Here is a 20,646-nt window from a genome sequence, read left to right on the forward strand (position 1 = left end):
GAAGCAGGATGCTAAACGTCAATCATCTTTCAGCAGAGTATCAGGGGCGGCCCGCGCTGCGTGACGTGTCGTTCCAGATCGCCGCCGGGCAACTGGTGGTGGTGCTCGGCCCGTCAGGCTGTGGCAAGACCACGCTGCTGAATTTGATCGCCGGGTTTATCGAGCCTTCAGCTGGCAGCATCACGCTGGATGGAACGTCCGTTCACGGCCCGGGCGCCGAACGGGGCGTGGTGTTCCAGCATGAGGGCTTACTGCCGTGGCGCAACGTGGTGGACAACGTCGAGTTCGGCCTGCAGCTGGCCGGCGTCGGCAAGGCGCAGCGCCGCCAGGTGGCGGAGCAGATGTTGCAGCGCGTGGGACTGGCGGGTTATGAACAGCACTTTATCTGGCAGCTTTCCGGCGGCATGCGCCAACGCGTCGGCATCGCCCGCGCTCTGGCCGCCGATCCGCAGCTGTTGTTGTTGGATGAGCCGTTTGGCGCCCTGGATGCATTCACTCGCGAGCAGATGCAGGAGCTGTTGCTGACCATTTGGCGTGATACCGGCAAGCAGGTGCTGCTGATCACCCACGATATCGAAGAGGCGGTGTTCCTCGCCAGCGAACTGCTGCTGCTGTCGCCGGGGCCGGGGCAGGTGGTGGAGCGGCTGTCGCTGAACTTCGGCCAACGCTATGCCGACGGCGAGGCCTGCCGCGCCATCAAGTCCGATCCTGAATTTATCGCGCAGCGCGAATACGTGCTGGGCAAAGTTTTCCAACAGCGCGAGGCCTTGTTATGAGCCTGCATTCCACTCTGAAGGCCGCGGCGCAGCCGCAGGGCAAAGCGGCGCGCCGTTTCAGCGTGCCGCGCAACGTTTGGCTGAGCGGCGCCACGCTGTTGACGGTGTTGATCGTCTGGTGGGGCGTGACGGCGCTGCAGCTGATCAGCCCGCTGTTTTTGCCGGCGCCGCAGCAGGTGCTGCACCAGCTGATTACCATCGCCAGCCCGCAAGGCTTTATGGACGCCACGCTGTGGCAGCATCTGGCGGCCAGCCTGGGGCGCATTCTGGTAGCGCTGTTGGCGGCGGTGATCGTCGGCATTCCGGTGGGCATCGCCATGGGGCTGAACGACACGGTACGCGGTATCCTCGATCCGCTGATTGAAATCTATCGCCCGGTGCCGCCGCTGGCCTATCTGCCGCTGATGGTGATTTGGTTCGGCATCGGCGAAACCTCAAAAATCTTACTGATTTATCTGGCGATCTTCGCGCCGGTGACGCTGTCTGCCGTGGCCGGCGTGCGCAGCGTGGCGCAGGTGAGGGTGCGTGCCGCCCGCGCGTTGGGCGCCACGCGTTGGCAGGTGCTGCGTTTCGTGGTGCTGCCGAGCGCGCTGCCGGAGATCCTGACCGGCATCCGCATCGGGCTGGGCGTCGGCTGGTCGACGCTGGTGGCCGCCGAACTGATCGCCGCCACGCGCGGCCTGGGATTTATGGTGCAATCCGCCGGTGAGTTTCTGGCGACCGACGTGGTGTTGGCCGGCATCGGCGTGATTGCGGTGATTGCATTTGGGCTGGAGCTGGGGCTGCGTGCCCTGCAGCGCCGATTGACCCCGTGGCATGGAGTACAGCAATGAACGAACGTCTGAATATCACCCCGCTGGGGCCTTACATCGGGGCGCTGGTGGAAAACGTCGAGTTGGCCCGGCCGCTGGGCGACGGCCAGTTTGAACAGCTTTATCACGCCTTGCTGAAGCATCAGGTGCTGTTCTTCCGCAATCAGCCGATCACGCCGCTGCAGCAGCGCGATCTGGCCGGCCGCTTCGGCGATCTGCATATCCACCCGGTCTATCCGCATGCCACCGACGTGGAAGAGATTATCGTGCTCGATACCCATGACGACAACCCGCCGGACAACGATAACTGGCACACCGACGTGACCTTTATCGAAAACCCGCCGCTGGGGGCGATCCTGGCGGCCAAGACCTTGCCTTCCACCGGCGGCGATACGCTGTGGGCCAGCGGCATCGCGGCCTACGAGGCGCTGTCGGCGCCGTTCAGAACGCTGCTCGCGGGGTTGCGCGCGGAGCATGACTTCACCAAGTCGTTCCCGGAGTACAAGCATCGCGGTAGCGAAGAAGAACACCAGCGCTGGCAACTGGCGGTGCAGAAAAACCCGCCGCTGCTGCATCCGGTGGTGCGTACTCACCCGGTCAGCGGCCGGCAGGCGCTGTTCGTCAATGAAGGGTTCACCACGCGGATCGTGGATGTGGCGCCGAAGGAGAGCGACGCTTTGCTGAACTTCCTGTTTGCTCACATCACCAAACCGGAGTTTCAGGTGCGCTGGCGCTGGCAGGAAAATGACGTGGCGATCTGGGATAACCGCGTGACGCAGCACTACGCCAACGCGGATTATCTGCCGCAGCGGCGCATCATGCACCGCGCGACCATTCTGGGGGATAGGCCTTTTTACAAGGCCTGAGACTTAGGCTTCGAACGCCTGCGTTAACTGTTCCAGCTGTTCTTGTGCATCCAGCCAGGTCATTTCCGTCTCTTCCAGCGCGGATTTGGCCTGGCTTTGCTTTTGCAGGCAGTCGGTCAACTCGGCCTTGCGGCTGATGTCGTACAGTGCGGAATCTGCCAGCTGTTCCTCCACCGCCGCCAGTTCGGCACCCAGTTTTTCCATCTGCTGTTCCAACTTGGCGATCTGCTTGCGCAGCGGTTGGGTCTGCGTACGGAACTCCGCCTCGCGGCGTTTTTGATCCTTGCGCGCCTGCGCGCTGTTGCCGCCGCTCTCTTTTTCCGGTGCGTCCTGCTGGCTTTCCTGGCGCTGCAGGTCGACAAGCCACTGCTGGTAGTCGTCGAGATCGCCCTCGAAAGGCTCGACCTGGCCGTCGTGCACCAGGTACAGATCGTCGGTGGTGGAGCGCAGCAGGTGACGGTCGTGCGAGACCACCACCAACGCGCCTTCGAAATCGATCAGCGCCTCGGTCAGCGCCTGACGCATGTCGAGATCCAGGTGGTTGGTCGGTTCATCGAGCAGCAGCAGGTTAGGGCGCTGCCAAACGATCAGTGCCAGCACCAGCCGCGCCTTCTCGCCGCCGGAGAAACGTTCGGTCACTTCGCTGACCTTGTCGCCCTGGAAACCGAAACCACCCAGATAGTCGCGCAGCTGCTGCTCCAGCACCCGTGGTGCGATGCGGCTCAGGTGCTGCAGCGGCGATTCGTCGGCGCGCAGGAATTCCAGCTGGTGCTGGGCGAAGTAACCCAGCTTGATGCCTTTCGCCAGGCCGATCTCGCCGCTCAGCGGTGCCAAGGTGCCGGCCAGCAGTTTGATCAGCGTCGATTTACCGGCGCCGTTGCGGCCGAGCAGGCCAATGCGCGAGCCGGGCACCAGGTTCAGCTTGATTGACTTCAGGATCACTTTATCGCCATACCCGGCGCTGACTTTGTCCATGCGCAGCAGCGGGTTCGGCAGGCTTTCCGGCGGACGGAAGCTGAAGGTGAACGGGTTGTCGACGTGCGCCGGGGCGATCAGCTCCATGCGCTCCAGCATCTTGATGCGGCTCTGCGCCTGCTTGGCTTTGGTGGCCTGCGCGCGGAAACGGTCGATATAGCTTTGCAGGTGCGCCACTTTCTCTTGCTGGTGCTGATACAGCGACTGCTGCTGCGCCAGCTTGGTGGCGCGCTGGCGTTCGAACGACGAATAGTTACCGGTGTATTCATTCATCGTCTGCTGTTCGATATGCAGGATCTTGTCGACGATCGGATCGAGGAAGTCGCGGTCGTGCGAGATCAGTACCAGCGTGCCGGGATAGCTTTTCAGCCAGCGCTCCAGCCAGATCACCGCATCGAGATCCAGGTGGTTGGTCGGTTCGTCGAGCAGCAGCAGGTCGGAACGGCACACCAGCGCCTGCGCCAGGTTGAGGCGCATGCGCCAGCCGCCGGAAAAGTCGCGCACCGGGCTTTGCAGCTGTTCGTTGGAGAAGCCGAGGCCGTGCAGCAGGCTGGCGGCGCGGGAACGGATGGTCCAGGCGTCGATGGCGTCCAGCTTGCCGTGCAGGGTGGCGATGGCGTGGCCGTCGTTACGGTCGTTGGCCGTCTGCAATTCGGCTTCGAGTTGGCGAAACTCGCGGTCGCCGTCGATAACATACTCAATGGCCGGCACGTCCAGCGCCGGCGTCTCCTGGTTGACCCAGGCCAGCGCCCAGTTGCCGGGGAAGGTAAAGCTGCCGCCGTCCGCCGCGAGCTCGCCCTTCAGCAGCGACAGCAGCGTGGACTTGCCGCAGCCGTTTTTGCCCACCAGGCCGACCTTCTGACCTGGATTAACCGTCGCCGTGGCGTTGTCCAGCAGGACGCGGATGCCGCGTCGGATTTGTAGCGAGGAGAATACAATCATAAAGCGCCGTATGTTCAGAGTATGTTAAATTATCATTAAGGTAACAGAACGCGTACCGCGCGCTGTTTTTGTCTTTGCGATGCATGGTAACGGAAAACCGCTACCCTGACGACGCTTTGGAGGGGAATGATGTCGCAGCCGCCCAAGGTCTTGCTGCTGTATGCCCATCCGGAATCCCATGACTCGGTGGCGAATCGGGTTTTGCTTCGACCGGCGCAGCAGTTGGAACATGTCACCGTGCACGATCTCTACGCGCACTACCCTGATTTTTTTATCGATATCCATCACGAACAACAGCTGCTGCGTGAGCATCAGGTCATCGTGTTTCAACACCCCCTGTATACCTACAGCTGCCCGGCGCTGCTGAAGGAGTGGCTGGATCGCGTGCTGTCGCGCGGCTTCGCCAGCGGCGTGGGCGGCAATGCGCTGGCGGGCAAATACTGGCGTTCGGTGATCACCACCGGTGAGCCGGAAGGCGCCTACCGCACCGGCGGTTATAACCACTACCCGATGGAAGATATTCTGCGGCCGTTCGAGCTGACCGCCGGGATGTGCCATATGCATTGGCTGACGCCGTTCGTGGTGTATTGGGCGCGGCGGCAAAAGCCGGAGGTGCTGCGCAGCCATGCGGACGCCTACGGCGAGTGGCTGAGCCACCCGCTGCCACGTGGAGGGCGGTGAGCATGGAAGGATCGACCTTACTGACCGCCATTTTACTGTTCCTGTTCGCCGCGGTGGTGACGGTGCCGATCGCCCGTCGCCTGGGGATCGGCGCGGTGCTGGGCTATCTGATCGCCGGCATCGCCATCGGCCCCTGGGGATTGGGTTTCATTCGCGACGTCGACGAGATCCTGCACTTCTCCGAGCTGGGCGTGGTGTTCCTGATGTTCATCATCGGCCTGGAGCTGAACCCCAGCAAACTGTGGGAGCTGCGGCGCTCGATCTTCGGCGCCGGCGCCGGCCAGGTGCTGATCACCGCGGCGGTGCTGGGCGCGCTGCTGTACCTGACGCATTTCGCCTGGCAGGCGGCGGTGATCGGGGGCGTCGGCCTGGCGATGTCTTCCACCGCCATGGCGCTGCAGCTGATGCGCGAGAAGGGCATGAACCGCAACGAAGGGGGGCAGCTCGGCTTCTCGGTGCTGCTGTTCCAGGATATGGCGGTGATCCCAGCGTTGGCGCTGATTCCGATTCTGGCCGGCGCCGGCGGCACCAGCGACGACTGGGCGAAGATCGCGCTTAAGGTGGCGGCGTTCGGCGGCATGCTGATCGGCGGCCGCTTCCTGCTGCGGCCGCTGTTCCGCTATATCGCCGCTTCGGGGGTGCGCGAGATCTTCACCGCCGCGGCGCTGTTGCTGGTGCTCGGCTCGGCGCTGTTTATGGAAGCGCTCGGCCTGTCGATGGCGCTTGGCACCTTCATTGCCGGGGTGCTGCTGGCGGAGAGCGAATACCGCCATGAGCTGGAGATATCCATCGAGCCGTTTAAAGGGCTGCTGCTGGGGTTGTTCTTTATCTCGGTGGGCATGGTGTTGAATATCGGCGTGCTCTACACCCATCTGGCCGAGGTGTTGATCGGCGTGCTGGTGCTGGTGGCGGTTAAATCTGGCGTGCTCTACGGCGTATCGCGCCTGTTCGGCCTGCGCAGTTCGGTGCGGCTGCAGTTTGCCGGGGTGCTCAGCCAGGGCGGTGAGTTTGCCTTCGTGCTGTTTTCTGCGGCGGGCGCCCAGAAGGTGCTTCAGCCGGATCAACTCTCTTTGCTGCTGGTGGTGGTGACGCTGTCGATGATGACCACGCCGCTGCTGATGCAGGCCATCGACCGCATTTTGGCGCGCCGCTATAACGCCAAAGACGAAGACGAGGAGACGCCGTACGTGGAAGATGACGATCCGCAGGTGATCATCGTCGGCTTCGGGCGTTTCGGCCAGGTGATCGGCCGCCTGTTGATGGCCAACAAAATGCGCATTACCGTACTGGAGCGCGACGTCAGCGCCGTTGGCGTACTGCGGCGCTACGGTTACAAGGTTTATTACGGTGATGCCACCGAGCTGGAGCTGCTGCGCGCGGCGGGCGCCGAGAAGGCCAAGTCGATCGTGATCACCTGTAACGAGCCGGAAGACACCATGGAGATCGTGCGGCTGTGTCAGCAACACTTCCCGAACCTGAGCATTCTGGCGCGGGCGCGCGGCCGCGTGGAGGCGCATGAGTTGCTGCAGGCGGGGGTGAAACAGTTCAGCCGCGAAACCTTCTCCAGCGCGCTGGAACTGGGGCGCAAGGCGCTGATGGAGTTGGGCATGCACCCGCATCAGGCCTTCCGCGCCCAGCAGCATTTCCGCCGCCTGGATATGCGCATGCTGCGTGAACTGATGCCGCCGCATCAGGGCGACGTGGCGCAAATTTCCCGCGTGAAAGAGGCGCGGCGCGAGCTGGAAGAGCTGTTCCATCGAGAAATGCAAAAAGAAAGTCGCCAGTTCGACGGCTGGGACGAATACGAATAAGCGGGAGCATAACGATGTCTGCAACACGTAAGAGATTTATCGCCGGGGCGGTGTGCCCGAGCTGTAGCGCCATGGATACGCTGGCGGTGTGGCGGGAGGATCAGGTGGAGGTGGTGGAGTGCGTCAAGTGCGGCCACCATCAGCGCCAGACCGAACAACAGGTGGAAAAACACGTTCGCCCGCAGGAGCAGGTGATCGGCATTTTCCAGCCGAAGTAGCGTTTTTTTATCCCGGAGGGTACAGCGAGGCAGATTTCCGTTACAATCTGTCCGGAAAAGGCGCGCATCCCGATAACGGTGTGCGTCCTAGTAGCCAACGGTAGGAGATATCATGAAAGTAGCAAAAGACTTGGTGGTCAGCCTGGCTTACCAAGTACGTACAGAAGACGGTGTTTTGGTTGATGAGTCTCCGGTGAGCGCACCGCTGGACTATCTGCACGGGCATGGTTCTCTGATCGCAGGTCTGGAAAAAGCACTCGAAGGCCACGACGTTGGCGATCGTTTTGACGTTCACGTCGGCGCGAACGATGCGTACGGCAACTACGACGAAAACCTGGTGCAGCGCGTACCGAAAGACGTCTTCATGGGCGTTGACGAACTGCAGGTCGGCATGCGTTTCCTGGCTGACACCGATCAGGGCCCGGTACCGGTTGAAATCACCGAAGTTGACGGCGACCACGTCGTGGTTGACGGCAACCACATGCTGGCCGGCCAAAACCTGAACTTCAACGTGGAAGTTGTTGCGATCCGCGAAGCGACCGCAGAAGAGCTGGCGCACGGTCACGTACACGGCGAGCACGACCATCACCACGAACACGGTGAAGGCTGCTGCGGCGGTCACGGCCACGATCATGGCCACAGCCACGATCACGACCATGGTCACGACCACGGTAAAGGCGGTTGCGGTAACGGCGGTTGCGGCTGCCACTAAGCAGAGCGCAATCACGAGACAAGAGGGCGGCCATCGGCTGCCCTTTTTTATGCGCGGCGCTCCAGGATGGTTACGCGGTGGCCCTCAATAGTGCGGCGGAGGCGTTTCTTCCGATTGCGAAGCGATCATTGAGGTTTGGGTTGAGCGCAGCTTGTCGGTCAGCATGCGCAGGTGTTCGCGCATCTTCAGCATTTCCATTTGATGCTGGGTAACAGTCTGGTTGAGCTCTTCGATGGTGAGCTCTTGGAAAGCCTGACGGCTTTCAAGTTCTTCAAGCCGCTGTAGCAGGCGTTGAATGTCGGTGTTGTGCATGAGGCTACCTCTGACGCGATAAAATCCTGATTCGGCGCTATGGTAACAGCTGGCGCCGGGTTTGCTCGCGCTATTTCTCCAGACGGCGCTCAACGTTGCGATCGGCAGTGTAAAGTGCTGAAAAGTTGCGCGCCCGGTATGCCGTTATTTGCTAACCTCGCCGAATATTCTGCAAGAAAAATCTGATTTATCATGCGAGTAGCACGCGGCGGGAAACTTCTTGGCAAAGCGGGAGTCACACTTTGACTCGATTGGTTACCTGTGCGACTGTTTTGTTTTGTTTCAGGCAGCTATAGTAGCCCGGTTATCTTACCTAATGATTGTTTGGGGCATTGCTTCAGACACTGGAGAAATGGATGAAATCTTTGTTTAAAGTCACGCTTCTGGCAACCACCATGGCTTTTGCTCTGAATGCGACCCAGGTCATGGCAGCCGATGCCGCCAAACCGGCAGAAGCCGCTAAACCAGCGGACGCGGCAGCAGCACCGAGCACCGGCAAGTTCAAAAACGACGACGAGCAAGCGGCTTACGCACTGGGCGCCTCTCTCGGCCGTTACATGGACAACTCTCTGAAAGAGCAAGAGAAGCTGGGTATCAAGCTGGACAAAGATCAGCTGATCGCCGGCGTTCAGGACGCGTTCGCCAACAAGAGCAAGCTGAACGATGCCGACATCGAGAAGACCCTGCAGGGCTTCGAAGCGCGCGTGAAGGCTTCCGCTCAGGCGAAGATGGAACAGGACGCCAAGGACAACGAAACCAAAGGCGCCAAATACCGTGACAGCTTCGCGAAAGAAAAAGGCGTGAAGAAAACCGAATCCGGCCTGCTGTACCAGGTAGAGAAACCGGGCGCGGGTGAAGCACCGAAAGACAGCGACACCGTGGTAGTGAACTACAAAGGCACCCTGACCGACGGTACCGAGTTCGATAACTCCTACACCCGCGGCGAGCCGCTGTCGTTCCGTCTGGACGGCGTGATCCCAGGCTGGACCGAAGGCCTGAAGCACATCAAGAAAGGCGGCAAAATCAAGCTGGTGATCCCACCGGCGCTGGCCTACGGTAAAACCGGCGTTCCGGGCATCCCGGCTAACTCCACGCTGGTCTTCGACGTTGAGCTGCTGGACGTGAAAGCGGCGCCGAAAGCCGACGCTAAAGCCGAAAAACCGGCTGACGCGAAAGCCGATACCAAAGCGAAATAACATCGTCGCTCTGTTTGCCACCGCCGCGGATGCCCTCCGCGGCGGTTTTCATTTCGACAGCCGCCGCCTCTCTCTCTATTGAACGCTTGACGCCTGCCGGGCATCGGGCTTAACGTCAATACCACGCGCAAACGCAAGGACTTTGCTCCGGCCGCTTTGCTAGACTAATAATTCTGACTTATCAGTCATGCGTCTGCCCCTTAGGGCGTGTACCTAAAATTGTTCCCGGCCGCCTTGCTCGCGGATGTCATCGTGGCGTTTGATGCCGCTCTCAGCCGGCCGCGCTGCGGCGTGCCGACGACGGCAGCGATCCGGTCCGAGCGGTTTTAGCTGCGCCCCCTGGCACAGGCGATCTATGAGGGTGGTATCTTCGATGTCAAATTCGCTTTTATCCAGCGAAGCCAGCGAACTTGATTTGCTGAATGAACGTCCGTTTACTCAAACGGATCATGAAATCCTGAAATCCTATGAAGCGGTGGTCGACGGGCTGGCGATGTTGATCGGCGGCCACTGTGAGATCGTATTGCACGCGCTGGAAGACCTGAACAGCTCAGCGGTACGCATTGCCAACGGTGAACATACCGGGCGGAAAATCGGCTCGCCGATCACCGATCTTGCGCTGCGCATGCTGCACGATATGGCCGGCGACGACAGCAGCGTATCGAAAGCCTACTTCACCCGCGCCAAGAGCGGCGTGTTGATGAAATCGGTGACCATCGCCATTCGCAATCGCGAGCAGCGGGTGATCGGCCTGCTGTGCATCAACATGAACCTCGACGTGCCGTTCTCGCAGATCATGCAGACCTTTATGCCGCCGGCCACGCAGGACGTGCCGTCGTCGGTGAATTTCGCGTCTTCCGTCGACGATCTGGTGGCGCAGACGCTGGAGTTCACCATCGAAGAGGTGAACGCCGACCGCTCGGTGTCCAATAACGCCAAGAACCGCCAGGTGGTGCTCAACCTCTATGAGAAAGGCATCTTCGATATCAAGGATGCGATCAACCAGGTGGCGGATCGCCTGAATATCTCCAAACACACCGTGTATCTGTACATCCGCCAGTTCAAGAGTGGCGATCTGTTGGGAAGCGACCGTTGATGCTCGATTATTGTCTGTTGGTCACCGGCCCGGCTTACGGCACGCAGCAGGCCAGCAGCGCCTATCAGTTCGCTCAGGCTTTGCTGGCGAAAGGGCACCGGCTTTCCAGCGTTTTTTTCTACCGTGAAGGGGTGTTGAACGCCAACCAACTGACCGCGCCGGCCAGCGACGAATTCGACCTGGTGCGCGGCTGGACGCAGCTGGCGCAGCAACACGGCGTGGCGCTCAACGTCTGCGTTGCTGCCGCGCTGCGCCGTGGCGTCACCGACGAGCAGGAGGCGGCGCAACAGGGGCTGGCAAGCGCCAACCTGCAGCCCGGCTTTACCCTGAGCGGGCTGGGTTCCCTGGCCGAAGCGTCGCTGAGTTGCGACCGTCTGGTGCAGTTCTGAGGATATGATGAAACGAGTCGCTTTTGTTTTCACCCACGGGCCGCACGGCGGTGCCGGCGGCAGGGAAGGGCTGGATGCGCTGCTTGCCACATCGGCGCTCAGTGAGGATTTGGGGGTGTTTTTTGTCGGCGATGGCGTATTGCAGCTGTTGCCGGGCCAGCAACCGGAAAAAATCTTGGCGCGCAATTACATCGCCACCTTCGGCGTGCTGCCGTTGTATGACGTGGAGCGCTGCTATCTATGCCAGGCTTCGCTGCAGGAGCGTGGGCTGAGTCAGGTGACCGATTGGGTGCTGGATGCCGAGGTGCTGGCGCCGGATGAATTGCGCCGCCAATTGGCCGGTTACGACGCCGTGATGACGTTTTAGGATCTTCTGATGCTGTATACCCTGAGCCATTCGCCAAACCAATGTGACTTACCTGCGCTGCTGCGCCTGGCGGCGGAGGGCGACGCGCTGTTGCTGCTACAGGACGGCGTGCTTGCAGGCCTTGCCGGCAGCGCCCATCTTGAATTGCTGCTCGCCGCCCCCATATCCCTTTATGCGCTGCAGGATGACCTGGAAGCCCGGGGATTGGTTGGTCATTTTTCGCACAAAATCACTGTCATCGGCTATAATCACTTCGTTGAATTAACCGAACAACACCGCAGCCAAATGGCCTGGTAATGAGAGTGATGTTGTATATTTCTTGACACCCATACTGGTCAGCCCTAAAATTCTGCGTCCTCGTACTCTGCCAATAGTGCATACGAGGGGATTTATCACATGTTTACGAAGCTAGTACGAAGCAAAAACCAGGAGCTTTTTTAATGGCAACAATTAACCAGCTGGTTCGCAAACCACGCTCTGTGAAGGCTGCTAAAAGCAACGTTCCAGCGCTGGAAGCCTGCCCGCAGAAACGTGGCGTATGCACCCGCGTATATACCACTACCCCGAAAAAACCAAACTCCGCACTGCGTAAAGTTTGCCGTGTGCGTTTGACCAACGGTTTCGAAGTGACTTCCTACATCGGTGGCGAAGGCCACAACCTGCAGGAACACTCCGTAATCCTGATCCGTGGCGGTCGTGTAAAAGACCTGCCAGGTGTGCGTTACCACACCGTCCGTGGTGCACTTGACTGCTCCGGTGTTAAAGACCGTAAGCAAGCTCGTTCCAAGTACGGCGTGAAGAAGCCAAAGGCTTAATGGTTCTCCGTTAAGTAAGGCCAAACGTTTTAACTTTAATGTCAAAATAAACTCGTAGAGTTTTGGACAATCCTGAATTAACAACGGAGTATTTCCATGCCACGTCGTCGCGTAATCGGCCAACGTAAAATCCTGCCAGATCCTAAGTTCGGATCTGAGCTGCTGGCCAAATTTGTAAATATCCTGATGGTAGACGGTAAAAAATCTACTGCAGAAGCAATCGTCTATACCGCGCTGGAGACCCTGGCTCAGCGTTCTGGTAAAGATCACCTGGAAGCTTTCGAAGTCGCTCTCGACAACGTTCGCCCGACTGTAGAAGTTAAGTCGCGTCGCGTTGGCGGTTCTACTTATCAGGTACCAGTTGAAGTCCGCCCGGTTCGTCGTAATGCTCTGGCAATGCGTTGGATCGTTGATGCTGCACGTAAACGCGGTGATAAATCCATGGCTCTGCGCCTGGCGAACGAGCTGTCTGACGCAGCAGAGAACAAAGGTTCTGCTGTTAAGAAGCGTGAAGACGTTCACCGTATGGCCGAAGCCAACAAGGCGTTCGCCCACTACCGCTGGTAATCACCTGGCTGTAGTCATGCTAACCAAGCGGGCGCGTCAAATCGGCCCGCTTGGGTTAACTGAACTTGAACGCCCTAGGAATAGAGGAATCAAATGGCTCGTACAACACCCATTGCACGCTACCGTAACATCGGTATCAGTGCTCACATCGACGCCGGTAAAACCACCACTACCGAACGTATTCTGTTCTACACCGGTGTAAACCACAAAATCGGTGAAGTTCATGACGGCGCTGCCACCATGGACTGGATGGAACAGGAGCAGGAGCGTGGTATTACCATCACTTCTGCAGCGACTACTGCTTTCTGGTCTGGTATGGCCAAGCAGTTCGAACCGCATCGCGTAAACATCATCGACACCCCAGGGCACGTTGACTTCACCATCGAAGTAGAACGTTCCATGCGTGTGCTGGATGGCGCGGTAATGGTTTACTGTGCTGTTGGTGGTGTTCAGCCACAGTCTGAAACCGTATGGCGTCAGGCTAACAAATACAAAGTGCCACGTATCGCGTTCGTTAACAAAATGGACCGTATGGGCGCTAACTTCCTGAAAGTTGTTGGCCAGATCAAATCTCGTCTGGGCGCTAACCCTGTTCCTCTGCAGCTGGCTATCGGCGCAGAAGACAAATTCACCGGCGTTATTGACCTGGTGAAAATGAAGGCGATCAACTGGAACGAAGAAGACGCAGGCGTAACCTTCGAATACGAAGACGTCCCGGCTGACATGATGGATCTGGCTGAGGAATGGCGCCAGAACCTGATCGAGTCCGCTGCGGAAGCTTCCGAAGAGCTGATGGAAAAATACCTGGGCGGCGAAGAGCTGACCGAGGAAGAAATCAAAGCAGCTCTGCGTCAGCGCGTACTGAACAACGAAATCATCCTGGTTACCTGTGGTTCTGCGTTCAAGAACAAGGGCGTGCAGGCGATGCTGGATGCGGTAATCGAATACCTGCCGGCACCAACTGACGTTCCTGCGATCAACGGTATCCTGGACGACGGTAAAGACACTCCGGCTGAGCGTCACGCAAGTGATGACGAGCCGTTCTCTGCGCTGGCGTTCAAAATCGCTACCGACCCGTTCGTAGGTAACTTGACCTTCTTCCGCGTGTACTCCGGCGTTGTTAACTCCGGCGACACCGTGCTGAACTCCGTTAAGTCTGCGCGCGAGCGTTTTGGCCGTATCGTTCAGATGCACGCCAACAAGCGTGAAGAGATCAAAGAAGTTCGCGCAGGCGACATCGCCGCTGCGATCGGTCTGAAAGACGTGACTACCGGGGACACCCTGTGTGATCCAGACTCTCCAATCATCCTGGAGCGTATGGAATTCCCTGAGCCGGTAATCTCTATCGCCGTTGAACCGAAAACCAAAGCTGACCAGGAAAAAATGGGTCTGGCTCTTGGCCGTCTGGCTAAAGAAGACCCGTCGTTCCGCGTATGGACTGACGAAGAGTCTAACCAGACCATCATCGCCGGTATGGGTGAACTGCACCTCGACATCATCGTTGACCGCATGAAGCGTGAATTCAACGTTGAAGCTAACGTGGGCAAACCTCAGGTAGCTTACCGCGAAGCGATTCGCGCGAAGATTACCGACGTTGAAGGTAAGCACGCCAAGCAGTCTGGTGGTCGCGGTCAGTACGGTCACATTGTGATCGACATGTACCCACTGGAGCCGGGCTCTAACCCGAAAGGTTACGAGTTCGTCAACGACATCAAAGGTGGTGTAATTCCTGGCGAATACATCCCTGCCGTTGATAAAGGCATCCAGGAGCAGCTTAAGTCTGGTCCGTTGGCTGGTTACCCAGTAGTAGACATGGGTATTCGTCTGCACTTCGGTTCTTACCACGACGTTGACTCCTCTGAACTGGCGTTTAAACTGGCCGCGTCTATCGCCTTTAAAGAAGGCTTTAAGAAAGCGAAACCAGTTCTGCTTGAGCCTATCATGAAGGTTGAAGTTGAGACTCCAGAAGAGAACACCGGTGACGTTATCGGTGACTTGAGCCGTCGTCGCGGCATGCTGCGCGGTCAGGAATCTGAAGTGACTGGCGTTAAGATCCACGCTGAAGTACCGTTGTCCGAAATGTTCGGCTACGCAACTCAGCTGCGTTCTCTGACTAAAGGTCGCGCATCATACACCATGGAATTCCTGAAGTATGATGATGCACCGAACAACGTCGCTCAGGCCGTAATCGAAGCCCGTGGCAAATAAGCCGCAGGGTTAAAACCAAAGTCCCGTGCTCTCTCCAGAAGGGGAGAGCGCTATAGTAAGGAATATAGCCGTGTCTAAAGAAAAATTTGAACGTACAAAACCGCACGTTAACGTTGGTACTATCGGCCACGTTGACCACGGTAAAACTACCCTGACTGCAGCGATCACCACCGTTCTGGCTAAAACCTACGGCGGTTCTGCACGTGCTTTCGACCAGATCGATAACGCGCCAGAAGAAAAAGCTCGTGGTATCACCATCAACACCTCTCACGTTGAGTATGACACCCCGACTCGTCACTACGCGCACGTTGACTGCCCAGGGCACGCCGACTACGTGAAAAACATGATCACCGGTGCTGCTCAGATGGACGGCGCGATCCTGGTAGTAGCTGCGACTGACGGCCCAATGCCTCAGACCCGTGAGCACATCCTGCTGGGTCGTCAGGTTGGCGTTCCTTTCATCATCGTATTCATGAACAAATGCGACATGGTTGATGATGAAGAGCTGCTGGAACTGGTAGAAATGGAAGTTCGCGAACTGCTGTCCGCGTACGACTTCCCAGGCGACGACCTGCCAGTGATCCGCGGTTCCGCGCTGAAAGCGCTGGAAGGCGAAGCTGAGTGGGAAGCGAAAATCATCGAACTGGCCGAAGCCCTGGACAGCTACATCCCAGAGCCAGAGCGTGCTATCGACAAGCCGTTCCTGCTGCCAATCGAAGACGTATTCTCCATCTCCGGTCGTGGTACCGTTGTTACCGGTCGTGTTGAGCGCGGTATCATCAAAGTTGGCGAAGAAGTTGAAATCGTTGGTATCAAAGACACCGTTAAGTCTACCTGTACTGGCGTTGAAATGTTCCGCAAACTGCTGGACGAAGGCCGTGCTGGTGAGAACGTAGGTGTTCTGCTGCGTGGTATCAAACGTGAAGACATCGAACGTGGTCAGGTACTGGCTAAGCCAGGCTCTATCAAGCCACACACCCAGTTCGAATCTGAAGTGTACATCCTGAGCAAAGATGAAGGTGGTCGTCACACGCCATTCTTCAAAGGCTACCGTCCACAGTTCTACTTCCGTACCACTGACGTGACCGGTACCATCGAACTGCCAGAAGGCGTAGAGATGGTAATGCCAGGCGACAACGTGAACATGATTGTTACCCTGATTCACCCAATCGCGATGGATGACGGTCTGCGTTTCGCAATCCGTGAAGGCGGCCGTACTGTAGGCGCTGGTGTTGTTGCTAAAGTTATCGCTTAATCGCGAATAATTTTTCGACACAAAAAAGGGCACTTCGGTGCCCTTTTTTTATGCAATTTGTTTAAATCTTAATTGAAATAAAAACCATTCCTATTTAGACTCAATGCATTGGTTAAGAAGTGAGTCTCTCTATGTATGTATGTCTGTGTAATGCGGTGACTGACAAAGCGATCCGTAATGCGGTGCGTCAGCACAATCCCCATACCATGAAGCAGCTGCGTGAACTTGTGCCGATTGGTACCGATTGTGGAAAGTGCATTCGTCAGGCAAGACAGATTATGGTGGAGGAACGCGGAACTATCATCCCAATGCATGAAGTTGCCTAACAAAGGGTAAGGTTATTTTTGACTCTTGGCTTACAGGTTCTACACTTTTAGAACTGGCCAGGAGGAGTTACCTATGAAAGGCGATAAAAAGATCATTGCTCACCTCAACAAGCTGCTCGGCAACGAGCTGGTTGCCATCAATCAATATTTCCTGCACGCCCGCATGTTCAAGAATTGGGGCTTAATGCGCCTCAACGACAAGGAATACCACGAGTCGATCGACGAAATGAAGCATGCCGATCGCTACATCGAGCGTATCCTGTTCCTGGAAGGGCTCCCTAACCTGCAAGATCTCGGCAAGCTGAACATCGGCGAAGACATTGAAGAGATGCTGCGTTCCGATCTGGCTCTGGAGCTGGCAGGCGCTAAAAACCTGCGTGAAGGTATCGCTTATGCCGATTCTATTCACGATTACGTCAGCCGCGATTTGATGATCGATATCCTGGCCGATGAAGAAGAGCATATCGACTGGCTGGAAACCGAGCTGGACCTCATCGCTCGCCTCGGTATTCAAAACTATGCCCAGGCACAGATTTTGGAGCGCAAAGAGTAAGCCTTCCGCCCATTCGCCATTGCCTCTCCTGCCGGCGACCGTTTTTACGGTGGGGCAGGGGAGAATTCAACCCGCCCTAAGCATAATTCATTCCCTGTTCACCGTGTTAACCCGCCCACTGCCACTGAACGCGCAAAAATGACGATTTCCTGAGCATATTTCCAACTGCGGCTTGCTTCCTCGGCCATTTTGCGTATAATGCGCGGGCTTACCTAATCTTGGTAAGCCTGATTTTAGCGAATCAGTCGATTGGCAGGCCTTTTTTGCCTTTCGAACAATACTCCCGATATGGGGGTTATATGTTGACGATTACACTCCCCCATCAATCGAAATGGGTGTGAGGAGTAATTATTTACGTTTATAAATAATTGGAGCTCTGGTCTCATGCAGAACCAAAGAATCCGTATCCGCCTGAAAGCGTTTGATCATCGTCTGATCGATCAATCAACCGCGGAAATCGTCGAGACTGCAAAGCGCACTGGTGCGCAAGTCCGTGGTCCGATCCCGCTGCCAACTCGCAAAGAGCGCTTTACCGTTCTGATCTCTCCGCACGTCAACAAAGACGCGCGCGATCAGTACGAGATTCGCACTCACAAGCGTCTGGTTGACATCGTTGAGCCAACCGAGAAAACCGTTGATGCTCTGATGCGTCTGGATCTGGCTGCCGGTGTAGACGTGCAGATCAGCCTGGGTTAATCAGGTCATTGAGCGATTGAGAGGTTGAAACAATGATTGGTTTAGTCGGTAAAAAAGTGGGTATGACCCGTATCTTCACTGAAGATGGCGTTTCTATCCCAGTAACCGTAATTGAAATTGAAGCGAACCGCGTGACTCAGGTTAAAAGCCTGGACACCGACGGTTACCGTGCCGTTCAGGTTACCACTGGTAGCAAAAAAGCTAACCGTGTAACCAAGCCGGAAGCGGGCCATTTCGCTAAAGCTGGCGTTGAAGCTGGCCGTGGTCTGTGGGAATTCCGCCTTGAAGAAGGTCAAGAGTTCGCTGCAGGTCAGGAAATTAGCGTAGAAATCTTCGCTGACGTTAAAAAAGTCGATGTTACCGGTACTTCTAAAGGTAAAGGTTTTGCTGGCACTGTTAAGCGCTGGAACTTCCGTACCCAAGACGCTACCCACGGTAACTCCTTGTCTCACCGCGTTCCGGGTTCTATCGGTCAGAACCAGACTCCGGGCAAAGTGTTCAAAGGCAAGAAAATGGCTGGCCACCTGGGTGATGAGCGCGTAACCGTTCAGAGCCTGGACGTAGTACGTGTTGACGCTGAGCGCAACCTGCTGCTGGTTAAGGGTGCTGTACCGGGCGCAACCGGTGGCAACCTGATCGTTAAACCAGCTGTGAAGGCGTAAGGGGATAGCAATGGAATTAGTATTGAAAGACGCGCAAAGCGCGCTGACTGTTTCCGAAACTACCTTCGGTCGTGATTTCAACGAAGCGCTGGTACACCAGGTTGTTGTTGCTTATGCAGCAGGTGCCCGTCAAGGTACCCGTGCTCAGAAGACCCGTGCTGAAGTAACTGGTTCCGGCAAAAAGCCATGGCGTCAGAAAGGCACCGGCCGTGCGCGTTCAGGTTCTGTAAAGAGCCCGATCTGGCGTTCAGGCGGCGTGACCTTTGCTGCTAAGCCACAGGACCACAGTCAGAAAGTAAACAAAAAGATGTACCGCGGCGCGCTGAAAAGCATCCTGTCCGAGCTGGTACGTCAAGATCGTCTGATCGTTGTCGAGAAGTTCTCTGTAGAAGCGCCTAAAACTAAGCTGCTGGCACAGAAACTGAAAGATATGGCTCTGGAAGACGTGCTGATCGTGACCGGTGAACTGGATGAGAATCTGTTCCTGGCAGCTCGCAACCTGTACAAGGTTGACGTGCGCGATGTAGCAGGTATCGATCCGGTTAGCCTGATCGCCTTCGACAAAGTGGTTATGACTGCTGATGCTGTGAAGCAAGTTGAGGAGATGCTGGCATGATCCGTGAAGAACGTTTGCTGAAAGTGCTGCGTGCACCGCACGTATCTGAAAAAGCATCCGCTGCGATGGAAAAAAGCAACACCATCGTTCTCAAAGTTGCCAAAGACGCGACCAAAGCAGAAATCAAAGCTGCAGTGCAGAAACTGTTTGAAGTCGAAGTCGAAGACGTGAACACCCTGGTAGTTAAAGGGAAAGTGAAGCGTCACGGTCAGCGTGTTGGTCGTCGTAGCGACTGGAAAAAAGCTTACGTCACCCTGAAAGAAGGCCAGAATCTGGACTTCATCGGCGGCGCAGAGTAAGTCGGAGGAGTAAGAACAATGGCAATTGTTAAATGTAAACCTACATCTCCGGGTCGTCGCCACGTTGTTAAAGTGGTTAACCCTGAGCTGCACAAGGGTAAACCTTATGCCCCGCTGCTGGAAAAACTGAGCAAAAGCGGTGGTCGTAACAACAATGGCCGTATCACCACCCGTCATATCGGTGGTGGCCACAAGCAACATTATCGTCTGGTTGACTTCAAGCGCAACAAAGACGGTATCCCTGCTGTGGTTGAGCGTCTGGAGTACGATCCGAACCGTTCCGCGAACATCGCGCTGGTTCTGTACAAAGACGGCGAACGCCGTTACATCCTGGCGCCGAAAGGCCTGAAAGCTGGTGACCAGATTCAATCTGGCGTTGATGCTGCAATCAAAGCGGGTAACACCCTGCCGATGCGCAACATTCCAGTTGGTTCAACGGTTCACAACGTAGAAATGAAACCAGGTAAAGGCGGCCAGATGGCTCGCTCCGCTGGTGCCTACGTTCAGATCGTTGCTCGTGATGGTTCCTACGTAACTCTGCGTCTGCGCTCTGGCGAAATGCGTAAAGTTCCAGCTGATTGCCGCGCCACCCTGGGTGAAGTCGGTAACGCTGAACACATGCTTCGCGTTCTGGGTAAAGCAGGTGCTGCACGTTGGCGTGGTGTTCGTCCTACCGTTCGCGGTACGGCGATGAACCCGGTAGATCACCCGCACGGTGGTGGTGAAGGTCGTAACTTTGGTAAGCACCCGGTAACTCCGTGGGGCGTTCAGACCAAAGGTAAGAAGACCCGTAGCAACAAGCGTACTGATAAGTTCATCGTACGTCGCCGTAGCAAAAAATAATTAGAGGATAAGCCATGCCACGTTCTCTCAAGAAAGGTCCTTTTATTGACCTGCACTTGCTGAAGAAGGTAGAGAAAGCGGTGGAAAGCGGTGACAAGAAGCCTTTGCGCACTTGGTCCCGTCGTTCAACGATCTTTCCTAACATGATCGGTTTGACCATCGCTGTCCATAATGGTCGTCAGCACGTACCAGTGTTCGTTTCCGATGAAATGGTCGGTCACAAACTGGGTGAATTCGCGCCGACTCGTACTTATCGCGGCCATGCGGCTGATAAAAAAGCTAAAAAGCGCTAAGGTAGGAGGAAGAGATGGAAACTATCGCTAAACATCGCCACGCTCGTTCTTCTGCTCAGAAGGTTCGCCTTGTTGCTGACCTGATTCGCGGTAAGAAAGTGTCGCAAGCTCTGGAAACTCTGACCTACACCAACAAGAAAGCTGCTGGTCTGGTTAAGAAAGTGCTGGAGTCTGCCATTGCTAACGCAGAACACAACGATGGCGCTGACATCGATGATCTGAAAGTTACGAAAATCTTCGTAGACGAAGGCCCAAGCATGAAGCGCATTATGCCGCGTGCAAAAGGTCGTGCAGATCGCATCCTGAAGCGCACCAGCCACATTACTGTGGTTGTGTCCGATCGCTGAGACTCTGGAGACT

27 protein-coding genes are annotated in these 20,646 nt (G+C 56.7%); 25 read left to right on the top strand and 2 right to left on the bottom strand.

Features of this window, described 5'->3' with window-relative positions:
* The first annotated feature begins 8 nt into the window (after positions 1-8).
* From tauB to tauD, 3 genes are read left to right on the top strand one after another with little or no spacing between them, the layout of a single operon-like run.
* Positions 9-776, top strand: coding sequence for a taurine ABC transporter ATP-binding subunit (tauB, locus tag FHU12_RS23915; RefSeq protein ID WP_141972219.1), 768 nt, complete (start codon positions 9-11; stop codon positions 774-776).
* Positions 773-1,609, top strand: coding sequence for a taurine ABC transporter permease TauC (gene tauC / locus FHU12_RS23920; protein WP_033631937.1), 837 nt, complete (start codon positions 773-775; stop codon positions 1,607-1,609). The genes tauB and tauC overlap by 4 nt, the downstream gene beginning before the upstream one ends.
* Positions 1,606-2,454: a taurine dioxygenase gene (gene tauD / locus FHU12_RS23925; RefSeq protein WP_060448454.1), complete on the top strand. Its 849-nt coding sequence runs from the start codon at positions 1,606-1,608 to the stop codon at positions 2,452-2,454. The genes tauC and tauD overlap by 4 nt, the downstream gene beginning before the upstream one ends.
* A 3-nt stretch (positions 2,455-2,457) precedes the next feature.
* On the opposite strand, the gene FHU12_RS23930 is transcribed toward tauD, so the two are convergent.
* Positions 2,458-4,371, bottom strand: coding sequence for an ABC transporter ATP-binding protein (locus tag FHU12_RS23930; protein ID WP_141972221.1), 1,914 nt, complete (start codon positions 4,369-4,371; stop codon positions 2,458-2,460).
* A 129-nt stretch (positions 4,372-4,500) separates the two neighbouring features.
* Between FHU12_RS23930 and kefG the strand changes: the two genes are divergently transcribed.
* The 4 genes from kefG (at position 4,501) to slyD (ending at position 7,793) form a co-directional block, all read left to right on the top strand.
* Positions 4,501-5,052 (top strand): glutathione-regulated potassium-efflux system ancillary protein KefG, encoded by a 552-nt coding sequence (kefG, locus tag FHU12_RS23935; RefSeq protein ID WP_033645385.1) that lies wholly within the window; start codon positions 4,501-4,503, stop codon positions 5,050-5,052.
* Positions 5,053-5,054: 2 nt separating this feature from the next.
* The gene (gene kefB, locus FHU12_RS23940) at positions 5,055-6,863 is read left to right on the top strand and encodes a glutathione-regulated potassium-efflux system protein KefB (protein ID WP_060424571.1); all 1,809 of its coding nucleotides are present in this window, start codon (positions 5,055-5,057) and stop codon (positions 6,861-6,863) included.
* A 14-nt stretch (positions 6,864-6,877) separates the two neighbouring features.
* Positions 6,878-7,081 carry a YheV family putative zinc ribbon protein gene (locus FHU12_RS23945; protein ID WP_015379274.1) on the top strand — a complete coding sequence of 68 codons (204 nt, stop codon included), beginning with the start codon at positions 6,878-6,880 and terminating at the stop codon, positions 7,079-7,081.
* Positions 7,082-7,193: 112 nt separating this feature from the next.
* Complete coding sequence (gene slyD / locus FHU12_RS23950; protein WP_141972223.1) at positions 7,194-7,793, top strand: peptidylprolyl isomerase; 600 nt, start codon at positions 7,194-7,196, stop codon at positions 7,791-7,793.
* Between the two features lie 84 nt (positions 7,794-7,877).
* On the opposite strand, the gene FHU12_RS23955 is transcribed toward slyD, so the two are convergent.
* On the bottom strand, positions 7,878-8,105 hold the full coding sequence (locus tag FHU12_RS23955) for a SlyX family protein (protein ID WP_089181399.1): 228 nt from the start codon (positions 8,103-8,105) through the stop codon (positions 7,878-7,880).
* Between the two features lie 356 nt (positions 8,106-8,461).
* Here FHU12_RS23955 and fkpA point away from each other — a divergent pair, with 356 nt between their 5' ends.
* The 18 genes from fkpA to rplV all read left to right on the top strand — a co-directional run bounded on the left by fkpA (position 8,462) and on the right by rplV (position 20,633).
* Positions 8,462-9,301 (top strand): FKBP-type peptidyl-prolyl cis-trans isomerase, encoded by an 840-nt coding sequence (gene fkpA / locus FHU12_RS23960; protein WP_025304502.1) that lies wholly within the window; start codon positions 8,462-8,464, stop codon positions 9,299-9,301.
* Positions 9,302-9,674: 373 nt separating this feature from the next.
* Positions 9,675-10,397, top strand: coding sequence for a helix-turn-helix transcriptional regulator (locus FHU12_RS23965; protein WP_004930418.1), 723 nt, complete (start codon positions 9,675-9,677; stop codon positions 10,395-10,397).
* Positions 10,397-10,786, top strand: a complete 390-nt coding sequence (tusD, locus tag FHU12_RS23970) for a sulfurtransferase complex subunit TusD (RefSeq protein ID WP_033636259.1) — start codon at positions 10,397-10,399, stop codon at positions 10,784-10,786. Before FHU12_RS23965 ends, tusD begins: the two co-directional genes overlap by 1 nt.
* 7 nt (positions 10,787-10,793) lie before the next feature.
* On the top strand, positions 10,794-11,153 hold the full coding sequence (tusC, locus tag FHU12_RS23975; RefSeq protein ID WP_025304500.1) for a sulfurtransferase complex subunit TusC: 360 nt from the start codon (positions 10,794-10,796) through the stop codon (positions 11,151-11,153).
* A 9-nt stretch (positions 11,154-11,162) separates the two neighbouring features.
* A complete protein-coding gene (tusB, locus tag FHU12_RS23980; RefSeq protein ID WP_025304499.1) occupies positions 11,163-11,450 on the top strand; it encodes a sulfurtransferase complex subunit TusB in 288 nt (95 codons plus the stop codon).
* Positions 11,451-11,593: 143 nt separating this feature from the next.
* Positions 11,594-11,968 (top strand): 30S ribosomal protein S12, encoded by a 375-nt coding sequence (rpsL, locus tag FHU12_RS23985; RefSeq protein ID WP_004930426.1) that lies wholly within the window; start codon positions 11,594-11,596, stop codon positions 11,966-11,968.
* 96 nt (positions 11,969-12,064) lie between these two features.
* Positions 12,065-12,535 carry a 30S ribosomal protein S7 gene (gene rpsG, locus FHU12_RS23990; protein ID WP_004956203.1) on the top strand — a complete coding sequence of 157 codons (471 nt, stop codon included), beginning with the start codon at positions 12,065-12,067 and terminating at the stop codon, positions 12,533-12,535.
* Between the two features lie 93 nt (positions 12,536-12,628).
* Positions 12,629-14,743, top strand: coding sequence for an elongation factor G (gene fusA / locus FHU12_RS23995; protein ID WP_141972225.1), 2,115 nt, complete (start codon positions 12,629-12,631; stop codon positions 14,741-14,743).
* Positions 14,744-14,813: 70 nt separating this feature from the next.
* Complete coding sequence (gene tuf, locus FHU12_RS24000) at positions 14,814-15,998, top strand: elongation factor Tu (protein ID WP_055314187.1); 1,185 nt, start codon at positions 14,814-14,816, stop codon at positions 15,996-15,998.
* 131 nt (positions 15,999-16,129) lie between these two features.
* Entirely contained in the window at positions 16,130-16,324 is a 195-nt protein-coding gene (gene bfd, locus FHU12_RS24005; protein WP_015379266.1) for a bacterioferritin-associated ferredoxin, read from the top strand.
* A 73-nt stretch (positions 16,325-16,397) separates the two neighbouring features.
* Positions 16,398-16,877, top strand: a complete 480-nt coding sequence (gene bfr / locus FHU12_RS24010; RefSeq protein WP_019456183.1) for a bacterioferritin — start codon at positions 16,398-16,400, stop codon at positions 16,875-16,877.
* 384 nt (positions 16,878-17,261) lie between these two features.
* On the top strand, positions 17,262-17,573 hold the full coding sequence (gene rpsJ, locus FHU12_RS24015; RefSeq protein WP_001181005.1) for a 30S ribosomal protein S10: 312 nt from the start codon (positions 17,262-17,264) through the stop codon (positions 17,571-17,573).
* Between the two features lie 32 nt (positions 17,574-17,605).
* Complete coding sequence (gene rplC, locus FHU12_RS24020) at positions 17,606-18,235, top strand: 50S ribosomal protein L3 (protein ID WP_015379265.1); 630 nt, start codon at positions 17,606-17,608, stop codon at positions 18,233-18,235.
* Between the two features lie 10 nt (positions 18,236-18,245).
* Complete coding sequence (gene rplD, locus FHU12_RS24025; RefSeq protein WP_004929779.1) at positions 18,246-18,851, top strand: 50S ribosomal protein L4; 606 nt, start codon at positions 18,246-18,248, stop codon at positions 18,849-18,851.
* Entirely contained in the window at positions 18,848-19,150 is a 303-nt protein-coding gene (rplW, locus tag FHU12_RS24030; RefSeq protein WP_004951179.1) for a 50S ribosomal protein L23, read from the top strand. Before rplD ends, rplW begins: the two co-directional genes overlap by 4 nt.
* Positions 19,151-19,168: 18 nt before the next feature.
* Positions 19,169-19,993 carry a 50S ribosomal protein L2 gene (gene rplB / locus FHU12_RS24035; RefSeq protein ID WP_004929775.1) on the top strand — a complete coding sequence of 275 codons (825 nt, stop codon included), beginning with the start codon at positions 19,169-19,171 and terminating at the stop codon, positions 19,991-19,993.
* Positions 19,994-20,007: 14 nt separating this feature from the next.
* Positions 20,008-20,286: a 30S ribosomal protein S19 gene (gene rpsS, locus FHU12_RS24040; protein ID WP_004929772.1), complete on the top strand. Its 279-nt coding sequence runs from the start codon at positions 20,008-20,010 to the stop codon at positions 20,284-20,286.
* Between the two features lie 14 nt (positions 20,287-20,300).
* Complete coding sequence (gene rplV, locus FHU12_RS24045; RefSeq protein WP_002223844.1) at positions 20,301-20,633, top strand: 50S ribosomal protein L22; 333 nt, start codon at positions 20,301-20,303, stop codon at positions 20,631-20,633.
* Positions 20,634-20,646 lie beyond the last annotated feature (13 nt).

This window comes from Serratia marcescens (genome assembly GCF_006715005.1).
GTDB classification, from domain to species: Bacteria; Pseudomonadota; Gammaproteobacteria; order Enterobacterales; family Enterobacteriaceae; genus Serratia; species Serratia montpellierensis.

Bases quoted from the DNA above. Each gene is read 5' to 3' on its own strand.
- tauB (WP_141972219.1), top strand. From the start codon at position 9: ATGCTAAACGTCAATCATCTTTCAGCAGAGTATCAGGGGCGGCCCGCG.
- tauC (WP_033631937.1), top strand. From the start codon at position 773: ATGAGCCTGCATTCCACTCTGAAGGCCGCGGCGCAGCCGCAGGGCAAA.
- tauD (WP_060448454.1), top strand. From the start codon at position 1,606: ATGAACGAACGTCTGAATATCACCCCGCTGGGGCCTTACATCGGGGCG.
- FHU12_RS23930 (WP_141972221.1), bottom strand. From the start codon at position 4,371: ATGATTGTATTCTCCTCGCTACAAATCCGACGCGGCATCCGCGTCCTG.
- kefG (WP_033645385.1), top strand. From the start codon at position 4,501: ATGTCGCAGCCGCCCAAGGTCTTGCTGCTGTATGCCCATCCGGAATCC.
- kefB (WP_060424571.1), top strand. From the start codon at position 5,055: ATGGAAGGATCGACCTTACTGACCGCCATTTTACTGTTCCTGTTCGCC.
- FHU12_RS23945 (WP_015379274.1), top strand. From the start codon at position 6,878: ATGTCTGCAACACGTAAGAGATTTATCGCCGGGGCGGTGTGCCCGAGC.
- slyD (WP_141972223.1), top strand. From the start codon at position 7,194: ATGAAAGTAGCAAAAGACTTGGTGGTCAGCCTGGCTTACCAAGTACGT.
- FHU12_RS23955 (WP_089181399.1), bottom strand. From the start codon at position 8,105: ATGCACAACACCGACATTCAACGCCTGCTACAGCGGCTTGAAGAACTT.
- fkpA (WP_025304502.1), top strand. From the start codon at position 8,462: ATGAAATCTTTGTTTAAAGTCACGCTTCTGGCAACCACCATGGCTTTT.
- FHU12_RS23965 (WP_004930418.1), top strand. From the start codon at position 9,675: ATGTCAAATTCGCTTTTATCCAGCGAAGCCAGCGAACTTGATTTGCTG.
- tusD (WP_033636259.1), top strand. From the start codon at position 10,397: ATGCTCGATTATTGTCTGTTGGTCACCGGCCCGGCTTACGGCACGCAG.
- tusC (WP_025304500.1), top strand. From the start codon at position 10,794: ATGAAACGAGTCGCTTTTGTTTTCACCCACGGGCCGCACGGCGGTGCC.
- tusB (WP_025304499.1), top strand. From the start codon at position 11,163: ATGCTGTATACCCTGAGCCATTCGCCAAACCAATGTGACTTACCTGCG.
- rpsL (WP_004930426.1), top strand. From the start codon at position 11,594: ATGGCAACAATTAACCAGCTGGTTCGCAAACCACGCTCTGTGAAGGCT.
- rpsG (WP_004956203.1), top strand. From the start codon at position 12,065: ATGCCACGTCGTCGCGTAATCGGCCAACGTAAAATCCTGCCAGATCCT.
- fusA (WP_141972225.1), top strand. From the start codon at position 12,629: ATGGCTCGTACAACACCCATTGCACGCTACCGTAACATCGGTATCAGT.
- bfd (WP_015379266.1), top strand. From the start codon at position 16,130: ATGTATGTATGTCTGTGTAATGCGGTGACTGACAAAGCGATCCGTAAT.
- bfr (WP_019456183.1), top strand. From the start codon at position 16,398: ATGAAAGGCGATAAAAAGATCATTGCTCACCTCAACAAGCTGCTCGGC.
- rpsJ (WP_001181005.1), top strand. From the start codon at position 17,262: ATGCAGAACCAAAGAATCCGTATCCGCCTGAAAGCGTTTGATCATCGT.
- rplC (WP_015379265.1), top strand. From the start codon at position 17,606: ATGATTGGTTTAGTCGGTAAAAAAGTGGGTATGACCCGTATCTTCACT.
- rplD (WP_004929779.1), top strand. From the start codon at position 18,246: ATGGAATTAGTATTGAAAGACGCGCAAAGCGCGCTGACTGTTTCCGAA.
- rplW (WP_004951179.1), top strand. From the start codon at position 18,848: ATGATCCGTGAAGAACGTTTGCTGAAAGTGCTGCGTGCACCGCACGTA.
- rplB (WP_004929775.1), top strand. From the start codon at position 19,169: ATGGCAATTGTTAAATGTAAACCTACATCTCCGGGTCGTCGCCACGTT.
- rpsS (WP_004929772.1), top strand. From the start codon at position 20,008: ATGCCACGTTCTCTCAAGAAAGGTCCTTTTATTGACCTGCACTTGCTG.
- rplV (WP_002223844.1), top strand. From the start codon at position 20,301: ATGGAAACTATCGCTAAACATCGCCACGCTCGTTCTTCTGCTCAGAAG.